10 protein-coding genes are annotated in these 24,304 nt (G+C 67.6%); 6 read left to right on the forward strand and 4 right to left on the reverse strand.

Annotated elements, in window-relative coordinates; all coding sequences use genetic code 11:
• Positions 1–111: 111 nt before the first annotated feature.
• The 3 genes from VFG17_RS05495 to VFG17_RS05505 all read left to right on the forward strand — a co-directional run bounded on the left by VFG17_RS05495 (position 112) and on the right by VFG17_RS05505 (position 3,615).
• Positions 112–1,545 carry an aldehyde dehydrogenase family protein gene (locus VFG17_RS05495; RefSeq protein ID WP_325028457.1) on the forward strand — a complete coding sequence of 478 codons (1,434 nt, stop codon included), beginning with the start codon at positions 112–114 and terminating at the stop codon, positions 1,543–1,545.
• A 151-nt stretch (positions 1,546–1,696) separates the two neighbouring features.
• The gene (locus tag VFG17_RS05500) at positions 1,697–2,569 is read left to right on the forward strand and encodes a UDP-2,3-diacylglucosamine diphosphatase (RefSeq protein ID WP_325028458.1); all 873 of its coding nucleotides are present in this window, start codon (positions 1,697–1,699) and stop codon (positions 2,567–2,569) included.
• Positions 2,566–3,615, forward strand: coding sequence for a glycosyltransferase family 1 protein (locus VFG17_RS05505; protein WP_325028459.1), 1,050 nt, complete (start codon positions 2,566–2,568; stop codon positions 3,613–3,615). The genes VFG17_RS05500 and VFG17_RS05505 overlap by 4 nt, the downstream gene beginning before the upstream one ends.
• 179 nt (positions 3,616–3,794) lie before the next feature.
• On the opposite strand, the gene VFG17_RS05510 is transcribed toward VFG17_RS05505, so the two are convergent.
• A complete protein-coding gene (locus VFG17_RS05510) occupies positions 3,795–6,311 on the reverse strand; it encodes an ABC transporter ATP-binding protein (protein WP_325028460.1) in 2,517 nt (838 codons plus the stop codon).
• Between the two features lie 196 nt (positions 6,312–6,507).
• Between VFG17_RS05510 and guaA the strand changes: the two genes are divergently transcribed.
• The gene (gene guaA / locus VFG17_RS05515) at positions 6,508–8,094 is read left to right on the forward strand and encodes a glutamine-hydrolyzing GMP synthase (protein WP_325028461.1); all 1,587 of its coding nucleotides are present in this window, start codon (positions 6,508–6,510) and stop codon (positions 8,092–8,094) included.
• A gap of 566 nt (positions 8,095–8,660) precedes the next feature.
• Here the strand turns inward: guaA and VFG17_RS05520 are convergent.
• Positions 8,661–9,071, reverse strand: a complete 411-nt coding sequence (locus VFG17_RS05520) for a hypothetical protein (RefSeq protein WP_325028462.1) — start codon at positions 9,069–9,071, stop codon at positions 8,661–8,663.
• Between the two features lie 229 nt (positions 9,072–9,300).
• The gene (locus VFG17_RS05525; RefSeq protein ID WP_325028463.1) at positions 9,301–12,810 is read right to left on the reverse strand and encodes a CHAT domain-containing tetratricopeptide repeat protein; all 3,510 of its coding nucleotides are present in this window, start codon (positions 12,808–12,810) and stop codon (positions 9,301–9,303) included.
• Between the two features lie 240 nt (positions 12,811–13,050).
• Here VFG17_RS05525 and VFG17_RS05530 point away from each other — a divergent pair, with 240 nt between their 5' ends.
• Together VFG17_RS05530 and VFG17_RS05535 are read left to right on the forward strand one after the other, a co-directional pair.
• On the forward strand, positions 13,051–16,815 hold the full coding sequence (locus VFG17_RS05530) for a CHAT domain-containing tetratricopeptide repeat protein (RefSeq protein ID WP_325028464.1): 3,765 nt from the start codon (positions 13,051–13,053) through the stop codon (positions 16,813–16,815).
• A gap of 329 nt (positions 16,816–17,144) precedes the next feature.
• On the forward strand, positions 17,145–19,328 hold the full coding sequence (locus VFG17_RS05535) for a calcium-binding protein (protein ID WP_325028465.1): 2,184 nt from the start codon (positions 17,145–17,147) through the stop codon (positions 19,326–19,328).
• 8 nt (positions 19,329–19,336) lie between these two features.
• Here VFG17_RS05535 and VFG17_RS05540 read toward each other — a convergent pair whose 3' ends face one another.
• Positions 19,337–24,202 carry a hypothetical protein gene (locus tag VFG17_RS05540; protein WP_325028466.1) on the reverse strand — a complete coding sequence of 1,622 codons (4,866 nt, stop codon included), beginning with the start codon at positions 24,200–24,202 and terminating at the stop codon, positions 19,337–19,339.
• Positions 24,203–24,304: the final 102 nt, after the last annotated feature.

The raw sequence follows: 24,304 nt of genomic DNA on the forward strand, positions 1-24,304 counted from the left end.
TGCCCGCTAGTCGCAGCGGGGTGGGCAATCCGCACCGTTGCTGGCCCACCCGCGTTCAGAGTCACGTGCCTCTGAACGCCCCTCCCGCCAACGGGAGGACGGAGTAAGCGAATGAAACTCAAGGACGTCTACCCGCTCTATCTCAACAACAAGGCGGCGCAGCCCAACACCGACCTCATCGTGACCGACAAGTTCACCGGCGAGGTCGCGTTCCGCACCGCGCTCGCGACGCCCGACGTGATCGACGAAGCGATCGCGGGCGCGGTGCGCGCGGCCGAGCCGATGGCGCGGCTGGCGAGTTTCGAGAAGCGCGACGTTCTCACGCATTGCGTCGCGCGCTTCCAGGAGCGGTTCGACGAACTCGCCTATGCGCTGTGCGTCGAGGCGGGCAAGCCGATTGCGGATTCGGAGGGCGAGGTCACGCGCCTGATCGACACATTCCGCATCGCCGCCGAAGAAGCGGTGCGCAACTATGGCGAGGTCCAGCCGCTCGACATTTCGGCGCGCGCCAAGGGCTATATGGGGATGTGGAAGCGCGTACCGATCGGGCCGTGCAGCTTCATCTCGCCGTTCAACTTCCCATTGAACCTCGCCGCGCACAAGATCGCGCCGGCGATCGCGATGGGCTGCCCCTTTGTGATGAAGCCTGCGTCCATGACGCCATTGGGCGCGATCATCATGGGCGAGGTGCTCGCCGAATGCGACATATTGCCCGAGGGTGCGTTCAGCATCCTCCCCGCGACGCGCGACGGCGCCGACCTGTTCACCACCGACGAGCGGCTGAAATTGCTGAGCTTCACCGGCTCGCCGGGGGTCGGCTGGGATTTGAAGGCCAAGGCGGGCAAGAAGAAGGTCGTGCTCGAACTCGGCGGCAATGCGGCGGTGATCGTCGACAAGGACGCCGACCTCGACCATGCGCTCGCACGCATCATCTTCGGCGCTTTCTATCAGTCGGGCCAGTCGTGCATCGGCGTCCAACGCATCATCATCCATGCCGAAATCTATGACAAGTTCCGCGACATGCTCGTCGCAAAGACCAAGAAGCTGGTCGCGGGGGACCCCAAGGAGCGCGATACGTTCATCGGCCCGATGATTTCCGAAAAGGAAGCCGCGCGATTGGGCGACTGGATCCAGGCCGCGGTCGCGGGCGGCGCGAAACTGCTCGTCGGCGGCAAGCGCGAGGGCGCGATGCTGCAGGCGACCTTGCTCGAAAATGTCGACCGCGGCGCCGATGCCTATCGCGAGGAAGCCTTCGGCCCGCTCGCCATATTGTCGAGCTTCACCGACTGGGACGCCGCGCTCGCCGAGATCAACGACAGCAAGTTCGGACTGCAGGCCGGCCTGTTCACCCGCGACTTGCACAAGGTGCTGGAGGCGTGGGATCATCTCGACGTCGGCGGCATCGTCGTCAACGATGTTTCCTCCTACCGCGTCGACAATATGCCCTATGGCGGGGTCAAGGACAGCGGACTGGGCCGCGAGGGGATCCGCTTTGCGATGGAAGATATGAGCGAAATCAGGAATTTGGTGATCCGGCGAACCTGATTGGATCATGGTTAACCGCGTATGTGTCAAATAGGCAACGTCACCAAAGCGCCTTCAAACTTTCTTCAAACTGTCGCCAGTTTGAATCGCGCGCTGTAACAAAACTCCTGTCTAGGCCGTGGGCAGCCAAAAGCTGTTTACGGAGCACGACATGGCCTCGATTTCGACCTTGCCGATCCCCGCCCGGTTTCCCGATCCCTTCACCACCGATCCCCATATTCCCGAGCGCGTGATCGGCGAACGCCGCAGCTATCGCACCATATGGGTCAGCGACATCCATCTCGGTACACGCGGCTGCAACGCGCCGCTGCTGATCGACTTCTTCGACCATGTCGACTGCGAGACGCTCTATCTCGTCGGCGATATCATCGACGGCTGGCGTCTCAAGAAGCGTCACTTCTGGCCGCCCGAACATAATGACGTCGTGTGGCGCGTGCTCAAGCGCGCGAAGCGCGGCACGCGCGTCGTCTATGTCCCCGGCAACCACGACGAAATGTGCAAGCCCTTCGACGGCTTCGATTTCGGCGGGGTCGAGATCCGCCGCGAGGCGATCCACGAGACCGCCGACGGACGCAAATTGCTGGTCGTCCATGGCGACGAATTCGACGCGGTGATGCTCGCGCACCGCTGGCTCGCCTTCGTCGGCGATGCCGCCTACACCGCGCTGATGAAATGCAATGTGGTCGTGAACCGCATCCGCAGCGCGTTCGGCCTGCCCTATTGGTCCTTGTCGATGGTCGCCAAGCACAAGGTCAAGAACGCGGTCCAGTTCATCGGTCGCTACGAGGAGGTCGTCGCACATGCGGCGCGCTCGCGCGGGGTCGATGGCGTCGTGTGCGGCCACATCCACAGCGCCGAGATGCGCGAGATCGAGGGCACCGAATATTATAACGACGGCGACTGGGTCGAGGGCTGCACCGCGCTGGTCGAACATCATGACGGCCGCATGGAAATCCTGCACTGGGCCGAGGAGGTCGCGGCGCGGAGCGCCCCGACGAAGCTCGCGCTGCCCGCCGCCGCATGAGAATCCTGATCGTCACCGACGCGTGGGAGCCGCAGGTCAACGGCGTCGTCCGCACGCTGCAGGCGACGATCGGAGAATTGCGCGCCGCGGGGCATGAGGTGGGTGTCATCTCGCCCGACCTCTTTCGCTCGATCCCCTGCCCCTCCTACGCCGAAATTCGCCTTGCCTTCGCCGGGCGGCGCGCGGTGGGGCGCCGCATTCGCGCCTTTGCTCCGCAGGCGATCCATATTTCGACCGAAGGGCCGCTCGGGCTCGCTGCGCGGCGCTGGTGCCTGCAGAACGACTTTCCCTTCACCACCGCCTATCACACGCGTTTTCCCGAATATGTCGCGGCCCGCCTGCCCGTCTCGCCCGCCTTCGTCTGGCGCTTCATCCGCTGGTTCCATCGCCCCGCGCAACACATCATGGTCGCGACGCGCAGTCTTGCGCGCGAACTTGCCGGGCAGGGTCTCGCGCAGACGATGATGTGGGAACGCGGTGTCGATCATGCGCTGTTCCGCCCCGGCCGCGCGCCGCATCCAGCCTATGCCGGGTTGGCGCGGCCGATCCAGCTCTATGTCGGCCGCGTCGCGGTGGAAAAGAATATCGGCGCTTTCCTCGACTGCGAGCGGCCCGGCACCAAGGTCGTCGTCGGCGAAGGTCCCGCGCTCGCCGAACTGAAGGCGCGGCACCCGGATGCGCTGTTCCTGGGCAAGCTGGGCGGTGAAGCGCTCGCGGCAGCCTATGCCGGCGCCGACGTCTTCGTCTTTCCCAGCCGCACCGACACCTTCGGGCTGGTGGTCATCGAGGCGCTAAGCTGCGCCACGCCCGTCGCCGCCTATCCCGTGCCCGGCCCCGGCGACATCATACGCGAAGGGGCCGGCGCGCTCGACGAGGATCTGGGCCGCGCGATCGACGCCGCGCTGCTATGCGACCGGGGCGACGCGGCCGCGCTGGGCGCACGCTATAGCTGGCCCAATTGCACCGCGCAGTTCGTGAAGGCACTGACGTTCCTGCCAGCGGAGCCCGCGGTCGACGCCGCAGCCGCAGTGCCGCGGCTGGCTTAGGTCGCGGACGGCCGGTTTCGGCCGAGAAGCGGACCTGTCCTTCATCGTCACCCCGGACTTGATCCGGGGTCCGGCTTGAACCGAGAAGCTAGAAAAGCGGGACCCCGGGTCAAGACGGAGTAGATTGAGCTGACATCCGCTCTCTACCCCAAGCCGACATCCTCGCCTGCTCCCAAAGCCTAAAACGCTTTGCGCCACTCCAGCTCGACATAGCGGCCGAGCGGATCGGTATAGCCCGGCTGATAGTTCAGCGGCACCACCCCGCTCGCGTCGGTCACCTTGCGCTGCGCGTCGAACAGATTGTTGACCGACAGACGGAGCCGCGATCCCTTCAGGAAAGGCAGATCGTCGGTCAGCTTCGGCATCTGGTTGAAATCGGCGAAGAAACGCAGATTGAAGGTCGCGAGATCGTGGAATTTCAGATCGCCGTTGGCGCCGCCGACGATCCTGCTGCCACTGTCATATTTCGCGCTGACCCGGGTGCCGAAACCCTTGTAGAACAGGCCCCCGTCGAGTTCGACGAGATGGCGGTTGGTGCCGCCGCCGTTGCCCGTCGCCGATCCGTTCAACAGGTCGAGTTCGGGGACGCCGGGGCCGATCAGTATTTTATCGGTCAGCTTGATCGTGTGGTAGAGCGACACCTGCCAGCGTCCGCCCTGTTGCTGCCGTCCACCGAACATGCCGCCGCGCCCGCCGCCGCGGCCACGAAAACCACCACCGCCGCCGCGGCGGCGCTCGCCGGCTTCCGCGGGGGGACGCTGTCCTTCGGCGGGAGGCGATGCTGCCTCGCCGCCCTCGCGCGGCGGCGGCGCGTCCGCGTTGCCCGGGGGAGGACCACCGGCGCCCGAACGCCCGCCGCCGGAACGTTCGCGGCGGCCGCCCGCGCCCGCCTCGCTCTGGCCGAAGCTCTTTCCGAAATTGAAGCCCCAGCGGATCTGGGAATTGGTCGCGCGCTCGAAATTGACCGGACGCTGGTCGATCGCGAGCAGGGTCCCGTCGTCATCGCGGATCACACGGTCGGGAAAGGCCGCCTCGATCTCCGGGGTCAGCAGCGGAAAATTGTTCGCCGTGTCGTTGCTCTGGTTGCGGTTGTAGTTGATCGAAAAGCGCAGCCCTTCGACCATCGGCACCTCCCAGTTGAGCCCCACCTTGAGGTCGCGCCGCTGTTCGGCGAGCAGGAAGGGGTTACCGCCGGTGATCGTATTGATCAGCACCGTCTGACCGGTCTGGAAATCATAATAGGTGACGCCCTCGGTCTCGAGCGGCGCCGCGCCGAGCTGGGTCATGCTGGGCGCCGCTTCGTCGCTGGAAAAGCTCGCGAGCAGCGACAGATTGTCGGTGACGCCCCAGTTCAGCGTGGCACCCCAGCTCGTCAGTGCCGAAAAGTCGCTCGGCCGCTCGGCCTGGGCGTTGAGGGTCAGCGACAGGCGGCCGATATTGCCGATATCATATTCGGGGTCGAGCAGCGGGACGGTGAGCGAGCCGAAGACGCTCGGCGTGTCGCGCGCGAGCTCGGTCGTGACGATGTCGACGCCGCGTTCGGTCCGGCTGTCGAAGCGCTGCCCGCTGTAGCCGCCGGTGATCGAAGCGCGGATCGGGCCTGCCCAGCCTTCGGTGACGCTGCCCGAAATATTGGCGTTGGTGCCGAAACTTTGCTGGCTGCTGTCGAACCGGTCGCGCGCACCGCTTTCCTGTTCGGTGAAAGTGCGTTGATCGGCGTCGGCATAATTGCCCGTGACCGACCAGCGCCAGTCGCCGAGCATGCCGTTGACGCTCGCCGAGCTGGTCCAGTTCTGCGAGCGGCTGTCGCGGCGGCGGGGATCATCGGGGTTGCCATTGCGCGGGCCGAGCAGCGACAGGCTGTCGGTCTGGTCGAAACGCAGGCTGATCGACGCCTCGGTCACCTTGTCGATATTTCGTACCAGCGTGCCGTCGATGACATATTCGTCGCTCGCGGGGGCGAGGCTGCGCGCGGGCGCGCCGGTGGCAAGGACGGGATCGTCGTAAATGAGGTCGCGCTCGCTTTCGAGCAGCATCGTCTGATGCTCCCAGCTGGCGTTGAGGTTGAGCCGGCCGTTGTCGCCGATCGCCATGAAAGCGGGTTCGAGTTCGTTCTTGAACTGCCCACCCTGCGTCGGGATGCCCGCCTCCGCCTCGACCGAAATCTGCCGGAAATCGGGCTTGAGTACGAAATTGACGACGCGTTCGGTCGCGGCATAGCCATATTCGAGTGCGACCTCTTCGGGGAAAATCTCGACCTTGGCGATCGCTTCGGGCGGAATGTTGCGCACCGCGCCGAAGCCCGAAATGCGCCGCCCGTTGACGAGAATGACCGGCCGTCCGCCACGCCCGCGGCCCGAGCGCGTCTGCGGTTCGAGCGCATCGAGCAGTTCCTCGATCGACGAGGCGCCATAGCTGGCGATCGCCGCCTCATCGAGTTCGGCCTCGGCCCTGATATCGGTGGCGAGTTGGCCCGCGAGGCGCGGCGCCGTGACGATGATCTCGTCCTCACTATATTCCTCTTCCGCCGCTTCATTGTCGGCCGCCGCGGGAGGGGCTGCCTCGGCGGGCTGCTCGGCCACCGCCGAGGCGGCGGCGGGTCCGATCGGCGCCGCTGCCATCGCCGGCAGCGCGAACGAAGCCCCCGCCGCAAGGAGCGCGGCACGCGCGGAAATGGGCAGGCGGATATTATTCATGGGGGAGAGCCTTTGTTCTTTTCTGTCTTGGTTTTTTCTTGGCATGACGGGGCTTAACGCCTCCTGACACCGTAATTTGTCCGGCGTTCACTTATGTCGCGCAATTGTCGCAACAATGTGTCGGGGCCATGCCTGTTCGACGGGCGCCCCATATCGACCGCTGGACAGCATGGCCCCATGCCCTTATCGGCCAGCCATGCCGACTCCCGACTCTTCCGCCGCCCCTGAATCCATCCTGATCATCGACTTCGGGTCACAGGTGACCCAGTTGATCGCCCGCCGCGTCCGCGAGGCCGGCGTCTATAGCGAGATCGTCCCGTTCAGCGCCGCCGAAGCGGCGCTCGAACGGATGAAGCCCAAGGGCGTGATCCTCTCGGGCTCACCCGCCTCGGTCCCCGCGACCGGCAGCCCGCGCGCGCCGCAATCGGTGTTCGACAGCGGGCTTCCGATCCTCGGCATCTGCTACGGCCAGCAGGTGATGACCCAGCAGCTCGGCGGACAGGTCGAGCCCGGCGGCGCCGATGGCGAACGCGACGGCGAATTCGGCCGCGCCTTCCTGACCGTGACCGAACCCTGCGTGCTGTTCGACGGCCTGTGGGAAGTCGGCGAGCGGCATCAGGTGTGGATGAGCCACGGCGACCGCGTCACCGCTTTCGCCCCCGGTTTTCGTATCGTCGCGATCAGCGACGGCGCGCCCTTCGCGCTGATCGCCGACGACGAACGCCGCTATTACGGCACGCAGTTCCACCCCGAGGTCGTCCATACGCCCGACGGCGCCAAGCTGATCGCCAATTTCGTGCGCCATGTTTGCGGCTGCAGCGGCGACTGGACGATGGCCGAGTTCCGCGCCACCAAGATCGCCGAAATCCGCGCGCAGGTCGGCGACCAGCGCGTGCTCTGCGGCCTGTCGGGCGGGGTCGACAGCGCGGTCGCCGCGGTGCTGATCCACGAGGCGATCGGCGAGCAGCTCACCTGCGTCTTCGTCGACCACGGCCTCCTCCGCATGAACGAACGCGAGCAGGTCGAGCGCCTGTTCCGCGACCATTACAACATCCCGCTGGTGGTGGTGGACGCCGAGGAGCGTTTCATGGCGGGCCTAGCGGGGGTCACCGACCCCGAGAAGAAGCGCAAGTTCATCGGCGCCGAGTTCATCAACGTCTTCGAGGAGGAAGCGAAGAAGATCGGCGGCGCCGACTTCCTCGCGCAGGGCACGCTCTACCCCGACGTCATTGAATCGGTTTCCTTCACCGGCGGCCCGAGCGTGACGATCAAGAGCCACCACAATGTCGGCGGCCTGCCCGAGCGGATGAATATGAAGCTCGTCGAGCCCTTGCGCGAACTGTTCAAGGACGAGGTCCGGCTGCTCGGTAAGGAACTCGGCCTTCCCGACATCTTCGTCGGCCGCCACCCCTTCCCCGGCCCGGGCCTCGCGATCCGCATCCCCGGCGAAGTGTCGAAGGACCGCTGCGACATCCTCCGCAAGGCCGACGCCGTCTACCTCGAGGAAATCCGCAATGCGGGCCTCTACGATGCGATCTGGCAGGCCTTCGCGGTGCTGCTCCCCGTCAAGACCGTCGGCGTGATGGGCGACGGGCGCACCTACGACCATGTCTGCGCGCTGCGCGCGGTGACCTCGACCGACGGGATGACCGCCGACATCTATCCATTCGACGCGAGCTTCCTCAGCCGCTGCGCGACGCGGATCATCAACGAGGTGCAAGGCATCAACCGCGTGGTCTACGACTATACGTCGAAGCCGCCGGGAACGATCGAGTGGGAGTAAGCATACTGTGGCGCAGCTTAGGGTAGCTGAGCGAGGTTCAGCGTAGTTCCGGCAGCGAACTGTGAGCCCGCGGCTCCGGATCTTCTTCACTGCGTGATCGGATCTCCTCCATATTTGTTAGTCTGTGGGGGCGATCCAAGTTCCGCGCGAACGAGCTGTAAAGTTCCTTTTTTCAGCCAGCGTACTCCAGCGTAGAAAAGAACATTTGGCGCAGTTACCGCCGAAAAAAGCTCGAGAAAAACGGAGCTAGCTGATACCGAATTATCGGAATGCACAGCGTCCAGCTCGCATCGTGGTGTCGCACTTGATCGCCGATATCCGGCACGCACTTGGCGGTTGAAATAGGGCGCCGCTTTGCGCCCTCGCCGCTCGAACCCGGTAGGCACAAAGCAGTAAAGCGGCTGATATCGGGCGCGCCCGGCGGCCCGTGGCCGGTTGCGGACCGGTGGCTTTCGACGCCGTAATCGAGAAGCCGGACGCACCTTTCCACACGCGCGGCTCAGGTCCGCGCACCGGCGATCCGGCGAGTTCAGAGCCAAGGACAAGCAGCCCGCCGATCTCGACCGTCATAGCTGCGTCAGCAGAAGCGCGCTCGCCGCCAATATGCCGAGCATCACCGCGGCCCGCACCCCATATTCGCGCACCAGCCTTCGAGCCGGCGTGACCGGCGGCGGCCAGACGGCCTCTCCATCGTCGGCGTCTTGCGATTGTCCGATGTCCGTCATGCGAGCGGCGGGCGCGGCGCGAGGCGAGAGGCCGGGACCGCTGATGCCGCTGGCCAATGCGAGCTTTTCGAAATTTGCGGCCATCTTCTCGGACTTGAGTTGCCGTGCGACCGATACCAGGCGTTCGTCATGCGGCGCTGCCGGAAACGCCTCCACAAGATGCTCGACCTCCGCATCGAGTGCTTGGAGTTCGTCGATCGCCTCCAGCACCCGCGATCGGTCACCGCGCTCGAACGCCAGTTGCAATCGCATCAGGGATAGAAGGCCCAGACGGCAATATTGAAGTCCGAGCACTTGATCCGCGCTGCTCGACGGGGCGAACCGAGGCACGTCGCCTTCGCCCTGCTCAAGAGATCGAACACCCATAATTGCTCCAGCCGCTCAAGCCCCCGCTCGACACGGACTAGATCGAAGTGCTGGCGGGTGGAAACGCGATCAGACCCGTTGTGCCGCGTGTGCGGCGGGCGGTTGCGTTCGCAGCCTAGTCGTCGCGATTGGCGATGTTGGTGAAGGCGGCCCAAGCCGCAGGATGCGCCCAACCGGCTTTCCAGCCCGCGACCGCCGAGCCGTCGGCGCGCTTGCCGCTGCGCACGGCTTTCATCCCCATCTGCAGCGCCTCGGCGCGCGACGTGTCGGGGGTCGCGCGGCGCGCCGTCAGCGTCTCGACCGTGAGCACGGCGGTCGCCTGATCCGATACGCGCCAGTGGCTCGCGAGCAGCGCGTCGGCGCCGGCATAGAGGAACCCTCGCGCGAGTGCCGACAGGCTGTCGCCGCCGCCCGAATTTTCGGCGGACGCGGTGTTGCACGCCGACAGGATCACCCAGTCGGCCGACAGCGTCAGCCGCGCCGCCTCGGTCGCCGTGAGCAGGCCGTCGTCGGTATCGCTGGCGACGCTCGGCGGGGTGAGCACCAGCCCCGGCTCGCCAAACCCGAGTTCGGGATCGGGGAGCAGGCCGTGGGTCGCGATCGCGACGATATCGCTCGTCGGCAGCGCCGGATCGCCGCGCAGCGCGGCTTCGGTGGCATCGCGGTCGAGCGTCAGGCTGGCGGGCGAGGCGTCGAACAGATCGGCCATCGCCGCGAGTTCGACCTTCGTCCCGGGCAGCGGAGCGAGCTTGCGGAGCGCGTCGGGGTCGGCGAGCGGCGAGCCCGCGGCCGACACCCCGTCGAAGACGCCGATCCCCGCCGCGGCGCGCGAACCCGTGTCGCCGCCAAGCAGTACGGGCGCGCCATAGCCGCGGAAATTCTTGCCGCGTCCGGTCCGTGCTTCGACGGGCAGCATCAGCGCCGCGACCGATGGCAGGCTGGTGAAGGCGTAGCGGTCGGCGAGCCATCCCGCGCGGGCCAGCGTGTCGGGATCGGCAAGATCGCCGCCCTCGGGCAAGGGGGTCGACGACAGCATCGCGAGCGGCAGGTCGCCGAGCTTGCCCGAGCTCGCCACATAAAGGCGCCGCGTGTCCTTGAGCAGCGGCTCGACCGGCGCGATCAACTCCTTGTAGAGTGCGTGCGCGGTGTCGAGGTCGAAGCGGCGATGCCCCTCAAGCTCGCGCGTCGTCATCGGCAGCGCGTCGATTTCGGCCTTGCGCGCCGCCGAACAGGTCGCGAAGTCGACGTCGCAGCGCAGGTCGGAAATCTGTTTCAGGATGACGTCGATGTCCTTTGCCGGCCGGCTCCAGCCGACGGCATCCGGGGTGACGACGAAGAGGTGGAAGGTATTCGCGGCCTCGGTCATCATTAGCAACGCTTCGCCGGGCCGCAGCGCCTTTTGCGCTTCGGCGAGCCCGATCGCGCGCGGCGACACGAGCTGGCGGTAGGAGGGATATTTCTTGTCGATCAGCGCGCCGATGTCGGCGAGCTCGGCCTGTACGCCGTCGAGTTCGCCGCGCAGCCGTGCGGCCTCGACGGGCTTGCGATCGCCGAGCGCGCGGAGCAGATTCTTGTCGATGATGTTCGCGCGCGCGGCCAGATCCTGCTCGCGGCGTACCGCTTCGGCCATTTGCGGCGTCTTCGCGGCGGCGCGAGCGGCGGATTGCAGGACCGCACGCCCCGAAGCCGAGCTGTTCGCATCCTGCGCCGCCTGAAAGGCCAGATCCTGAAGCCGCGATTGTTCGGCCGCGCCGGGCGTATCGCTCATCAGTCCGAACGCCGCATTCATATAGGTGGTGAAGGCGCTGCGATTGGGATCGACCTGTTGCCGGTCGAGCGCCGACAGGGCGACGGCATCGCCGCCCGCCGCGGTCCGGTCGTTGAGGCGCCGTACGACCGCGACGGCCTTTGCCGCCGCCGCCTCGGCTTCGGCCGCCTTGCCCTGCCTGAGCAGGCTCGCTGCGAGACCGCTGTAGGCGTGCGCGGTCTCGATGTGCGATTCGCCGAGGCTGCGCTGGCGGATGGCCAGCGCCTGGCGATAATAGGGTTCGGCCGCCTCGTCACCGGCGCGATCGAGGCCGCCCCGGCGAACCAGCGCCGCGGCGACGCTGGCATAGGCATCAGCGGTGAGCGGATGATCCTCGCCGAGCAGGCGGCGGCGGATGTCGAGCGCCTTGATCGCCATCTCGGCGCCCTCGGCGTGCCGGCCGAGCAGACTGAGCGTCGTGCCGAGGCTGGCAAAGGCATGCGCGGTCTCGGGATTGTCGTCGCCGAACTTAGCCCGGAAAATGCCGAGCGCCTCGCGCATCAGCGGTTCGGCGGCTTGGGGCCCCAAATTATAGGCCAGGTTGATCAGCTGCGTCGCATAGGAGGGATGGTCCGCCCCCGCGACGCTCTTCTGGATTTCGATGCCGCGCCGGTACATCGGCTCGGCTTCGTCGAAGCGGCCCTGCTGAACCAGATTATGCGCGACATTGCCGTACATGATGGCGGTGCGCTGGCTGCTTTCGCCGAACGCCTGCCGCGTGATGTCGAGCGCCTTTCGCATCAGCGGCTCGATCGTCGACGGCGGAGATCCGCGACTTTCCATGATCATCGCGACATTGCTGTATGCCTCGCCGGTCAGCGGATGCGTGTCGCCGAGCGTCTTGACCCGGATCGCGAGCGCCTTGCGATAGGTGGTGTCGGCTTCCTCATACCGCCCCTGCAACCGCAGACTATTGGCGACCGCGGTATAGCCGAGCGCCGCTTCGGTGCTTTCGTCGCCCTTGGTCGAGCGCCACAGGTCGAGCGCCTTGTTCGCCGACGCGGCGGCTTCGTCATAGCGTCCGATTTCGGAGAAATTCACCGAATTGTTATAGTGGCTGAGCGCGATATCGGCAGGATCGCTGTCGGGTAACGCCTCTTCGATCGCCAGCACCTTGGCAAAGACCGGGGCCGCCTCGTCGAAGCGCCCGAGGGTGCTGAGGACGGTCGCGAGATTGCCGTAATTCGCCGCGGTTTCGCGGTGATTTTCACCATGGACCGCGATGCTCGCCTCGACCGCGTCGCGATACAGCGGTTCGGCGCTCCTCATGTCCCCGCTTTCGGCGATCGCGCGCGCCAGATTGCTCGTCGCGATGATCGACTTGGGGTGGTGCGTGCCGTTGCTCGCGAGGCGCGCCGCGAGGATCGCGCGGCGCAGCGGGATCGCCTCGGCGGGCCGGCCCTGCGCCATATAGTTGGCCGAGAGGCGGCCATAGGCGAGCAAGGTGTCGTCGTCGCGTTCGCCGAGCGCCGTCCGGTTGATGGCGAGCAGCTGTTTCAGGAAGGGTTCCGCCTCCTTCAGCCGCCCCTCATCCTCGAGGACGCCCGCGAGCAGCCGATATCCCATGCTGGTGATCAGATTGTCCGCGCCGTAGCGCTTGGTCGCTTCGCCGGTCCAGCGCCGGTAGATCGCCTCGGCGTCGCGCCGTTTCCCCGCGCGTTCGAGATCCATGCCGCGATTGAGGAGGTCGAGCAGCTTCTGCTCGTCGTCGTTGAGCTTGGCGGGCGGCGGCGCGTCCTGCGCAAAGGCCGCGGGTGCGGCGATCCACAGCGGCGCCGCGCAGGCGAGAGCGAAGAAGCGGATTCGGCGGCTAGCCATGGCGCATTATTTCCCTGTTCAGACCCAACATACAGAATATCTTGGGTTATTGTCATCCCGTTCCGGTAGGACAGGTCGCGCGGGCGCGTTGTGATCCCGGTCACGGCGCCGGGCTCGTGGGCAGGCCATCAGCGTTGCCGATCGTCGGCTGCGGGCCTGCCCCGCAGCGGAACCAATTCGGGTGCCGGGCTGTTCCAGTTCCCAAGCGCCGACGTCGATCGGCGGTCAAAGGGGAATGGCTTGCTTCGCGTCGTCCACTGCCTTTGCTGGCTGGCCTGCATCGCGATGCCGGCGCAGGCCGGCGCGCTCCGGGCACAGACCGCACCGACGGCGCCGGCGGGTGACGCCGCGATCCAATCCCTGATCCAATCCCGCGAATATCCCGAGGCCGAAACAATCCTGCGCGGTCGTCTGAAAGCGCATGAAGCGGCGGGGACGATGGGCTCGGCCGCGGCCGCAAGCGATGCCGAAACGCTGGCGTTCGTGCTGAGCATGACCAAGCGCGCCGAAGAGGCCGAACCGCTGATCCGCGCGGCGGTGCGAACGCGCGAGCGGCTCGGCGACGACAGGGCGACAGGGCGAAGTCTCAACCGCCTGGCGTCCATCCTCCTCGAGCGTCGGCGCCATACCGAAGCCGAAGAGGCGGCGCGCCGTGCCATCGAACTGCTCGCCGCGCCGGGCCCCGCCGACGACCGTCTGGTCGCCGCCTGGGGTAATCTGGGACGCGCCCTCGAAGCCCGCGACCGGCTGCCGGAAGCGATCGACGCCTATGACAAGGGAATGGAGTCCGGCCGCGCGATGCCCGGCAAAGCCGATGCGGTCGTCCCGGCCCTGCAATCGCTGCGCACCGATGCCGAAGCGGCACTGTCGGCCTATCGCGAGCGCACGACAGCGCAGCGCCGCAAGATTGCGACGGTCGCCGCAACGACGGCGCGCGACAGCGCGGAAACCGCCCGCGAACTCTATCTCCTCTCGCTCTATCTGGCGCGGCAGGGCGAAATCGTCGAAGCCGCGACGACCGCCGAAGAGGCTTATGACATCCAGGCGCGGACGCTCGGGCGCGAGCATGCCGATACGCGAGCGTCGCTTTACCAGCTTGCGACGATGCTCCGCCGCGCAGCCGAAGCGCGCCCGGCGACAGATGCCGCCCCCTCGGAACAGGCTGGCCAGGCGCTGCCCGCCGAGAGCGATGTGGATATCCGCCTGCTCATCGACCGCGGCATGTTCGTGCGGGCGGAGGGCGCTGTGCGCGCGCGTATGGCGCGGCGCGCGGCGGGCGCGCGCTCGGCCGCGGCGGCGACCGACAAGGAACTTCTTGCCAACATTCTTTACCTCACGGGGCGCGCCGACGCCGCCGAAACGCTGATGCGCGACGCCGTCGTCCTCCGCGAACGGCTCGGCGACGCCAAGGCCCATTCGGCGGCGCTGCGGCGCCTCGCGCTCGTGCTTTCGGCGCGCGGCCAATATGCCGCTGCCGAAACCGATGCCCGCCGCGCGATCGAACTGGTCGAGCCGCTGGACGGCGAAAAACGCTCGCTGTCGGCGGCGTGGGGCACGCTTGGCGAAGTCCTCGCCGGGCAGCGGCGGCGCCCCGAAGCCTCGGCGGCGCTGCAGAAGGCGATCGATTACGGCAAGGCGGCGCTGGGCGACGAGGATAGCTTCGTCGCCGAAGAATATAACGGCTTTGCGCTGAACCTTGAGGAGATGGGCGACGTCGCGGGCGCCGAGGCGATCTATCGCCGCAACCTCGACCTTCTCGTCCGCACCAAGGGGCGCGGCAGCCTCGAAACCGCGCGCACGCTCGCGCTGTTGTCGAACAACCTCGACCGGCAGGACAAGCCGCTCGAAGCCGAAGTGCGGCTGCGTCAGGCGATCGCGATCCGTGAACGCCACCTCGGGCCGGGCAATCCCGATACACTCCGTTCGCTCGGCAATCTCGTCGGCCTGCTCAGCAAGAGCGGAAAATATGACGAGGCGAGCGCCCTGCAGGCCCGCGTTATCGCGCTGCGCTCGGCACTCCCCGAACGTAATCGCGAGGAAAGCATCGCCGACCTCGGGCGGATGGGTAATATCAAGTCCAAGCAAGGCGAGGTCGACGCCGCAATCGATTATCAGCGCCGCGCGCTGGCATTCGCGACCGATACGCTCGATCCCGGCCATCCCTATGTCGCGATCGCGTCTATGGCGCTTGCGCGCTCGCTCGCGCGGAAGGCGCCCGAATCGGAAGAATATGTCGCGCTGATGCGCGGCGCGGTTGCGCGCGCACGCGACGAGCGGACGCGCGTCCTGTCGGCGGTCGATGTGTCGGGAGCCACCGCGGGCGAGCGCGCAGTCGCCGCGGCGATCAGCGACGACGACTGGTCCGACCGCCGCGGTGCAGGAGTCTTCGCGCTCGCCCTCACCCTCAATGCCAACCATGCGACCGTCGTCCGCAGCAAGGAAGACGCACTTCGCGCCGAATCCTTCCGCATCGCGCAGGATTCGGCATCGAGCGCCGCCACGCGCGCGCTCGCCGGGATCGTCGCGCGCGAGGCGCTCGGCGACACGTCGCTCGCGCGGTTGGTGCGGCGCCAGCAGGACCTGGCCTTGGAAATCCGCGATCTCAACCGCAGCCTCGGCACCGCGATGATCGGTGCACCCGCCGCCGCCGCGGACACGAAGGAGCGGATCGCTGCGCTCGGCCGCGAGCTTGCCGCGGTCGAAGCGCGGCTCCGCCGCGCCTATCCCGACTATGCGCGCCTCGCGGTCCCGCAGTCGCTGAGCGAGGCCGACGTGCGCCGCCGCCTGCGCCCGGGCGAAGCGTTGCTCCTCGTCACCGAGGGCGAGCTTTATGATTTCAGCTTCGTCGTCACGCCCGAGGGAGCAAGCTGGCATGCGGTGCCGCGGCTGCAAGCCTTTCTGCGCGGCACGATCGAAGCGTTCCGCTGCGAGGTCGATCCGCAGACCTGCTCGGGTATCTGGACGGCATCGCCACTGTTCGAGCGCCGCTACGCATGGGATCTCTATCGCTTCCTCGTCCAGCCGCACGAGGCGCTGCTCAAGGATGTGAAGACGCTTTACGTGACGACGGCGGGGCCGCTCGCCGACCTTCCCTTCGCGGCCTTCATCACGGCCGAACCGCAAGGCGAAGACACCGACACCGCGCTCGCAGCGACCCCATGGCTCGGCGACCGTTTCGCCATCGTCAACCTTCCGTCGGTCGAATCGCTGCGAACCGGCCGGCCGCGGACCGCGAAGCGCGGCGCGCTTCCGCTCATCGGCTATGGCGCCCCGGCGCTGGCCAAAGCCGGGGACAAGCGTGCCGTGACCGCCGGACTGTCCCCGCAGGCGGGCCCAGCCGGTCCCGCGCTCGCCGATCCCGCACGGGTGCGGGCGCTCCCGTCGTTGCCGGGGACCGAAGTCGAACTGAACGCGATGGCAAACGCGCTCGGGGCCGACGCGGCAGCGATCCATCTCGGCGTGGAGGCGACCGAAGCGGCCGTTCGAACGAACGACCGTTTGCGCGACGCCCGCATCGTCGCTTTCGCCACGCATGGCGTCCTGCCCGGCGAAATCGAAGGCTTTGCCGAGCCGGGGCTGATCTTCACTCCGCCGGGCCGCGCGACGCCGGCCGACGACGGCATATTGACCGCTGCTGAAGCCGCTGGGCTCGACCTCTCGGCCGAGTGGGTCATCCTGTCGGCGTGCAACACCGGCACGACCGAGGGGCCGGGCGGCGGCGACGCGTTGTCGGGGCTCGCGCGCTCCTTCCTCTATGCCGGCGCCGACGCGCTCCTCGCCAGCCGCTGGCGGGTCGGCGACAAGGTCACCGCCGCACTCACCGTCGAAACGCTCCTCAACGCTCGGCGGGATCCGGCCATGGGCAAAGCGGCCGCCCTCCAATCCGCGATGCGCGCAGTTCGCACCGGCAAGCGCGACAACGGATCGGCCGTCGAAGGCTGGACCAGCGACTGGGCGCATCCCGCCGCTTGGGCCCCCTTCACGCTGATCGCAACCGGCAATTGAGAGCGTCCGCCCGTGGTCGCTCGCAGACCGGGAACCAAGATGAGCCAAGCAGGGCGTGCGAACGTTCGATGCGACCGGGAAAACCGGGCGATCATGCCGTCCTTGAACCGGCTGCATGGTCAAAAAAGCTCGCCTATGCAGACACTTCAAGCACCGGATGAAATTGCGCCCCGGCGAATTTTCCTCCGTTCAGTCAAGTCAGAAGCCCCCGGCGACCCATCGCAATAACCTCTCCGATGATCAGGATAACGCTGGCTTAACCATGGTGCCGTGCAGCATGTCGGATTGGTCGAGGTTAACCTCGACGCAACAACGAGGGGTCGTTCGTCATGCCAAGCCTGTATATTTCGCCCGCCGGATCCGGCGACAAAAGTGGTAGCGATATCAACAACGCAGCGTCGATCGGCTCGCTCAACACGCTGATCGGACGAGCGGGGCCGGGGGGCGAGGTGCTGCTGCTGGCCGACCAGGGCGACTATAATGTCACCGGCATCCTCGGCATCACCCGCGGCGGGGCGGAGGGCGAACCGGTCGTGGTGCGCGGTATCGATTCCGGGGGGAATGCCATGACCGCGCATTTCACCGGCTCGCGCCCGGCCGACTGGCAGGCGGGCGATGCCGCCGGCAACGAGTTGTTCAAGCTCGGCGCCGGAGCGGACAATCTGGAATTCCGCGACCTCAAGATCGACAATGTCGGCACGGCCTTCCGCGTCACCGCCGATCTCGGCAATCTCCATATCGAGAATGTCGATGCGAACAATGTCCGCCGCTTCTTCGAGGATTATGCGAGCGCGCCCAATGATACGGCGACAATCTCCGGGCTGACGATCCGCGACGTCGACGTCCAGGGCTTCTCGAGGGTCGCGATTCGCCTCCAGTATGACACGAACAACGTCGTGATCGACAATGTGACGGCGGATATGGCCGGGCAAACGGGCGACGACCTGCCCGCCGGCGTCCACCTCGACGACACCGTCCACAATGTCACGCTCAGCCGGGTGGTGATGGAGAACATCCAGAGCACCGCTGGCGCCTATTTCAACGGCGATGGCTTCGCGACCGAGCGCGGCGTCTATGATGTGCGCTTCATCGACACGGTCGCGCGCGGCAACAGCGACGGCGGCTACGACCTCAAGTCGGATGGCACCGTGGTCGTCCGCGCGCTCAGCGAGGAAAATGGCCGCAACTTCCGGCTCTGGGGCGAGGCGACGCTGATCGACCCGGTCGGCCTGAACCCGGTGCTGCGCGGCGGCATCTCCGAGCAGAACCAGCTCTGGCTCGACGACCAGGCCCAGGTCACCGTGATCGGCGGGCGCTTCGACGATGCCGGATCGCTGACCAAGGTGATCTCCTCGCAAGGGCGGCTTAATTTGCGGGGCGTCGAGATCACCCGGTCCGAACTCTCAACGCTCCTCACCCGCGATTCGCTCCCGGGCCTCAGCGGTGCCGAGACGATCCGCGAAACGCTGACGGTCGATCAGGGCGACGCCTCGCCGGGCGCGAGCGGCTATATCGCGCTGCTTCCCCTGCCCGACACCGCTACCGCGGATGCGCTGCAGGGCACCGAAGGCGACGACATTTTCCTTGTCGACGACACCGGTGACCGGATCACCGAGGCGGCTGACGCCGGGTTCGATCGGGTCGAGACGACGCTGGGCAACTACACGCTCGGCGGCAATCTCGAGCAGTTGATCCGCCGCGGCGCCGCCGATTTTGCGGGCAATGGCAATGCGCTCGCCAACGCCATGATCGGCGGCGCAGGCCGCGACACGCTGGGCGGGCTCGACGGCAATGACGACATCGCCGGCAATTCGGGAGACGATTGGCTCGAGGGCAGCAATGGCGAGGACCTGCTCTGGGGCCAATCGGGCGCCGACATGCTGCTCGGCGGTTGGCAATCGGACACGCTCGCCGGCGGCACGGGCGCCGACCGGCTGATCGGCGACCAGGAATGGCTGAGCAGCCGGGGCGCCAACGACCGGCTCGATGGCGGCGACGACGCCGATCTGCTGATCGGCGATGCGACCAACATCTATGGCAGCGGCAAGGGAGGCAATGACCGGCTGACCGGCGGCGCAGGCAATGACATCCTGATCGGCGACGGTGACGCGATGACCGACAGCGCCCGGGGCGGGGCCGACACGCTGGAGGGCGGCGAGGGCAACGACTGGCTCTATGGCGACGGCCGCGAGTCGACCCCCACGGTGGCCGGCGGAGACGACAAGCTCTATGGCGGCGACGGCCCCGATCACCTGATCGGCGGCGGCGGCAACGACCTGCTTGCGGGGGGCGCGGGGGCCGACTGGTTCGTGTTCGCGCCCGGCTCGGGTGCCGACGAGATCAGCGACTTCGCCCCGGGGGCGGACCATATCGACCTCAGCGCCTTCGACATCGCCTATGAGCAACTCGGTTTCACGGCGAGCGCCGAGGGAGTCCGCATCGCCATCGGCGCCGACAGCATATTCGTCCGCGGCGCGCAGAGCTTTTCGCCCTCAGATTTCGTCTTCGGCTGACGCCCAGCTCAGCCGAACACAAAGTCCGCCTGATCGAGCGCGGTCACTCCGCGCACGAAGATCGTATCGGTGCCGCCCAGCTGGATCGTCACCCCCTCGCTGCTCGTGGTGAAGCGCAGCGCCTCATAGGCGATGTCGAAGGCGCTGAGGTTGATCTGGTCGGCCTCGGCGCCGCCGCGGGTGAAATCGGTGATCTCGTCGGCGCCCGATCCGGCTGCGAAGACGAAGCGGTCACCTCCTCCGCCGCCGGTCAGCTTGTCCGCCCCGCCCCGCGCGCCAGCCGCCATATTCACCGCGTCGCCGTATAATATGTCGTTGCCGAGCCCGCCGACCAGCGTGTCGGCGCCGCCGACCCCGCTTGCCGTCATGCTCATCCCGTCGCCGACCAATATGTCGTCGCCATCGCCGCCGTCGAGCGTATCCCGCGCCGCCAGCGAAGAGATCCATTCGGTGTCGCCAACCAGAATGTCGTTGCCCGCGCCGCCATAGAGCCGGTCGGTCTGCTGCCCGCCGTACAGCGTGTCGCCGTCTTCCTCGCCGTAGAGCGCATCCTCGTTCTTGCCGCCATCGAGCCGGTCGACGCCCGCCCCTCCGCGCAGCGTGTCGTTGCCGGCGTCGCCCGAGAGTGCGTCGTCGCCTTCGCCGCCGGTCAGCACATTGGCTCCGGCGCTGCCAAGCAGCACATCCGCAAAGGCCGAACCCTCGGCATTTTCGATAGCGACCAGCCTGTCGCCCGTCGCATCGCCGCCGGTCGCGGTCTGGCTGCGCAGGTTGACCAGCACACCGCCGAGCGAGCCGGCATATTCGACGGTATCAGATCCCGCGCCGCCGTCGAGCAGATCGCCGCCCGCGCCGCCGCGCAGCACGTCCGCACCGTCGCCGCCGGACAGCCGATCCTCGCCGCCGCTGCCAACGACAAAATTGTCGAGCGCATTGCCGGTCATGGTCGCGCCGATCGTCCCGGTATAGACCAGCTCCTCGACATTCGCGCCGAGCGTGTAGCTGGTCGCAGCGGTGCGGATGCGATCGCGCCCCTCGCCCGCCGCTTCGACCACCTGGTCGCCGGCCTCGTAAACGACATAGAGGTCGTTGCCGGCGCCGCCGCGCAGCACGTCGTTGCCGCTGCCGCCATCGAGCTGGTCGTCGCCTGCTCCGCCGACCAGCACATCGTCGCCGCCGCGGCCGTACAGCGTGTCGCCCGCCAGCGGGTCGTCGCTGCCGGTGATGCTGTCGGCATAGTTGGAACCGATCACGATTTCGATGCCGGCCAAACGGTCACCTTCCGCCTCGCCGCCGTGATTGACGTTGGTGACCAGGTTCACGGTGATCGCGGCGGATTTGGTATAATCGACCTGGTCGCGCCCGGCCCCGCCGTCGAGCAGGTCCGCGCCCGCGCCGCCGACCAGCTTGTCGTCGCCGTCGAGACCGTAGAGCGCGTCGTTCAGCGCCTTGCCATAGAGGCTGTTATCGAGCGCGTTGCCGGTGCCGGAGAAGCCGCCGCTACCGATATAGCTCAGATCCTCGACCCCGTCGGCGAGCGTCAGCGAAGACAGGCTGGTGCGCACGATGTCGATCCCGCCGCCGACCGCCTCGGCCACCTGGTCGCCGGCGTTGTCGACCACAAAGGAATCATTGCCCTCGCCGCCGATCATCACGTCCGCGCCCGCGCCGCCGTCGAGCGTATCGTTGCCACCGCCGCCCTCGATCCGGTTCGCATTCGCATCGCCCGTCAACGTGTCGGCGAAGGCGCTGCCCACCAGCCCCTCGATTCCCGAAATGCTGTCACCCTGCGCGTCGCCGCCCGACAGGATATTGGTTGCGAGGTTGACCTTCACCCCCGCCGCGCTGCCCGAATAGACGAGGATGTCGAAACCGCCCGCACCGTCCAGCCGGTCGCCCGCCGCGCCGCCGACCAGTATCTGGTCCGCCCCGTCGCCGATGATCGTATCGGCGAAACCGGTGCCGATGAAATGCTCGACCCCGTCGAACCGGTCGCCTTCGGCATCGCCGCCGCTGCTCGCGCCGGTCTGGAGGTTGATCGAGACGGCGCCCGCATTGGCGCTATAGTCGACCGTATCGACACCGGCGCCGCCGATCAGCATATCGGCGCCCGCCCCGCCCTCGAGCCGATCGTCGCCGCCACGCCCTTCGAGCCGGTCCGCCCCCGCGCCGCCATACAGCGCTTCGGCGCCATCCACTCCGGTCAGCGAATCGTCGAACGCCGAACCCACCAGCGCCTCGATGCTCACCAGCCGGTCGCCCGCCGCATCGCCGGTGCCGCCCTGTACCGACAGGGCAAGGTCGACCTGCACCGCCGCGGCCGAACCCGAATAGTCGGCGGTGTCGACGCCGTCGCGCCCGTCGAGCATGTCCGCGCCCCGGCCGCCGACCAGCAGGTTGTCGCCGGCGTCGCCGTTCAGCGCGTCGTCGAACGCCGATCCGGTCAGGCCCTCGATCGCGGTCAGGCTGACCCCGCCCGAAGCCGTGCCCGCCGCAAGGTCCGCCGTCACCATGTTCGCGCTCGCCGAAAAGTCGGCCATGTCGAATCCCGCTCCGCCGTCGAGCCGGTCCGCCCCGCCATTGCCGACCAGCCGGTCGTCGCCAGCGCCGCCCGACAGGGCATTGACCGCGCCATCGCCGATCAGCACGTCGTCAAAAGCGCCGCCGACCAGATTCTCGATTCCTCCCAGCACATCGCCCTCGGCATCGCCGCCGCTGCCGGTGCCGCCCAGCACCGCGGTCACCGCGGCGCCGCTCGTCGAATAATCGGCGGTGTCGATCCCGGCGCCGCCGGTCAGCCGGTCCGCGCCTCCGCCGCCGGTCAATATATTGTCGAAACCGTCGCCGGTGAGCACGTCGGCGAAACCCGAACCGATCAGTTGCTCGATCCCATCGAGCCGGTCGCCCTCGGCATCGCCGCCGCTTCCCGTGCCGGCGGCAAGGTCGATGGTGACCGCCCCGCCGCTGGCCGAATAATCCGCGCTGTCGGTCCCCGCGCCGCCGATCAGCGTATCGGCACCCGCCCCGCCGAGAAGCAGGTCGTCGCCGCCGCGCCCGTCGATCCGGTCGTCGCCCGTGCCGCCCTCGATCCAGTCCGCGCCGTCGCCCCCCGACAGCGTATCGGCAAAGCCCGAACCGCGCACCGCCTCGATGCTCACCAACCGGTCGCCCGCCGCCTCGCCGCCGCTCGCCGCGCCATTGGCGAGATCGACGGCCACCGCCACGCCGCTGCTGCCATAATCGACGCAATCGAACCCGGCGCCGCCGTCGAGCAGGTCGGCGCCCGCGCCGCCGTCGAGCACATCGTCGCCGGCGCCGCCCGAAAGCGCGTCGTCGCCCGCGCCGCCGAACAGCCGGTTCGCGCCCACGTCGCCCGTAAGGACATCGGCAAAGGCCGAGCCTTCGACCCCCTCGAACCCGTCGAACAGATCGCCCTCGGCATCGCCGCCACCGGCGGTGAGGCGCAACAGGTCGATCCGCACGCCGGCGGCGCTACCAGCATAGCTCAGCAGGTCGCTCCCCGCGCCGCCGACCATGATGTCGCGCCCGGCGCCGCCTTCGACGCGGTCTTCGCCCGCATCGCCGACCAGCATGTCGTCGCCCGCACCGCCCGCGAGCAGGTCATCGCCCGCCCCACCGCTCAGCATGTCGCGCCCGTCGCCCCCCGCCAGCGCATCGGCGGCGGCGGTGCCCGCCAGCAGGTCGTCGCCCGCGGTCCCCGCCGTCACCGCGATGCGTTCGCCGGTCAGCGTCAGCACCGATCCGGTGCCGCGCACCGACTGGGTCGTGCCGGGTCCGGTGACGAACCCGAAATCCTCGACCGCCAGCCGGCCGTTCCGCTCCGCGAGGTTGAACAGGGTCGGCGAGCCGGTGTCGGAAAAAAACGCCCCGTCGATCGTCGCGCTCGCGCCTTCGGCCAGCCAGATATGCTCGCGATTGCCGCCCGCCAGCGGCGCGCCCGCGTCGAGGCTGACGATATTGCTCAGCTCAGCGCCCGTGCCCCACAGCCGGATATTGCGGCCGTTGCCCGAAACGATCGCGCCGTCGATCACGATATTGTCGCTCTTGAGGTCGAGCCCGCCGTCGCTGTTGCCCGTGGCGATCACGTCGCGCAGCGTGATGTCATAGGTGCCGCGCTCGGTCGCGAAGCCGTCGCCGTTGCGATAGTCGTTCACCGTGTCGAGCGCGTTGCGCATCGCGACGCGATCGATCGTCACATCGTGCACGGTGTCGGTGAGATGCACGCCGATCGCGAAATTGTCGCCGTCCTGAAATTGGCTGTCGCCGCGCACATCCTCGATCAGGATGTCATTGCTGTTGTACTGGATGCGGATCGCGCCCTTGGAATAGCCGTTCACGGCGACGTCGCGGATCGTGAGGCCAGTGATCGTCGCGCTGGCGTTAGCGCCCGAGACCATATTGTCGAAGAAGCGGGCGACGTTCGTGGCCTCGACATGCTCGATCGCCAGGTTGCCGACGTCCGCGCCGACGCGAAAGGCCGTGCCGACATTCTGGAAGGCCAGATCGCTGAAGCGCAGATTGTCCGCGCCGTTGAGCAGCCGGAATATCTCCTCGCCCGGCGGCATGGCCGGGTCGAAGGGCTCGCTCCGCGTGCCGGTGATCGTCGCCGCCATCGCATTGCCCGCGCTGTCGACGCCGCGGACCGTCACCGGCGCGCTCGCCGTCCCGCCCGCGACGATCGCCAGCGCGCCCGCCGGCGCGGTATAAGCGCCCTGGTCGGCGAGCAGCAGCACCTCGCCGCCCGGCCCGGCCGCCGCGATCAGTTGCGGCAGATCCTCCAGCGTCGCGGCGTTCGCCGCGCTGGAGCCGTCGCCCGAGCCGCTGCCGGTGGGAGAGATGTAGAGGGTCGGCATGGCAGGGCTCCCGTCATCAGCCTGAAAAGCGACCCCCCGCAATCGCGAGCAGACAGCCCGCGGCGGCGGCCGGGTCAACCATTTGCTGCGCCTGCGAAAGCT

It is taken from the genome of Sphingopyxis sp. (genome assembly GCF_035686825.1).
GTDB lineage: Bacteria > Pseudomonadota > Alphaproteobacteria > Sphingomonadales > Sphingomonadaceae > Sphingopyxis.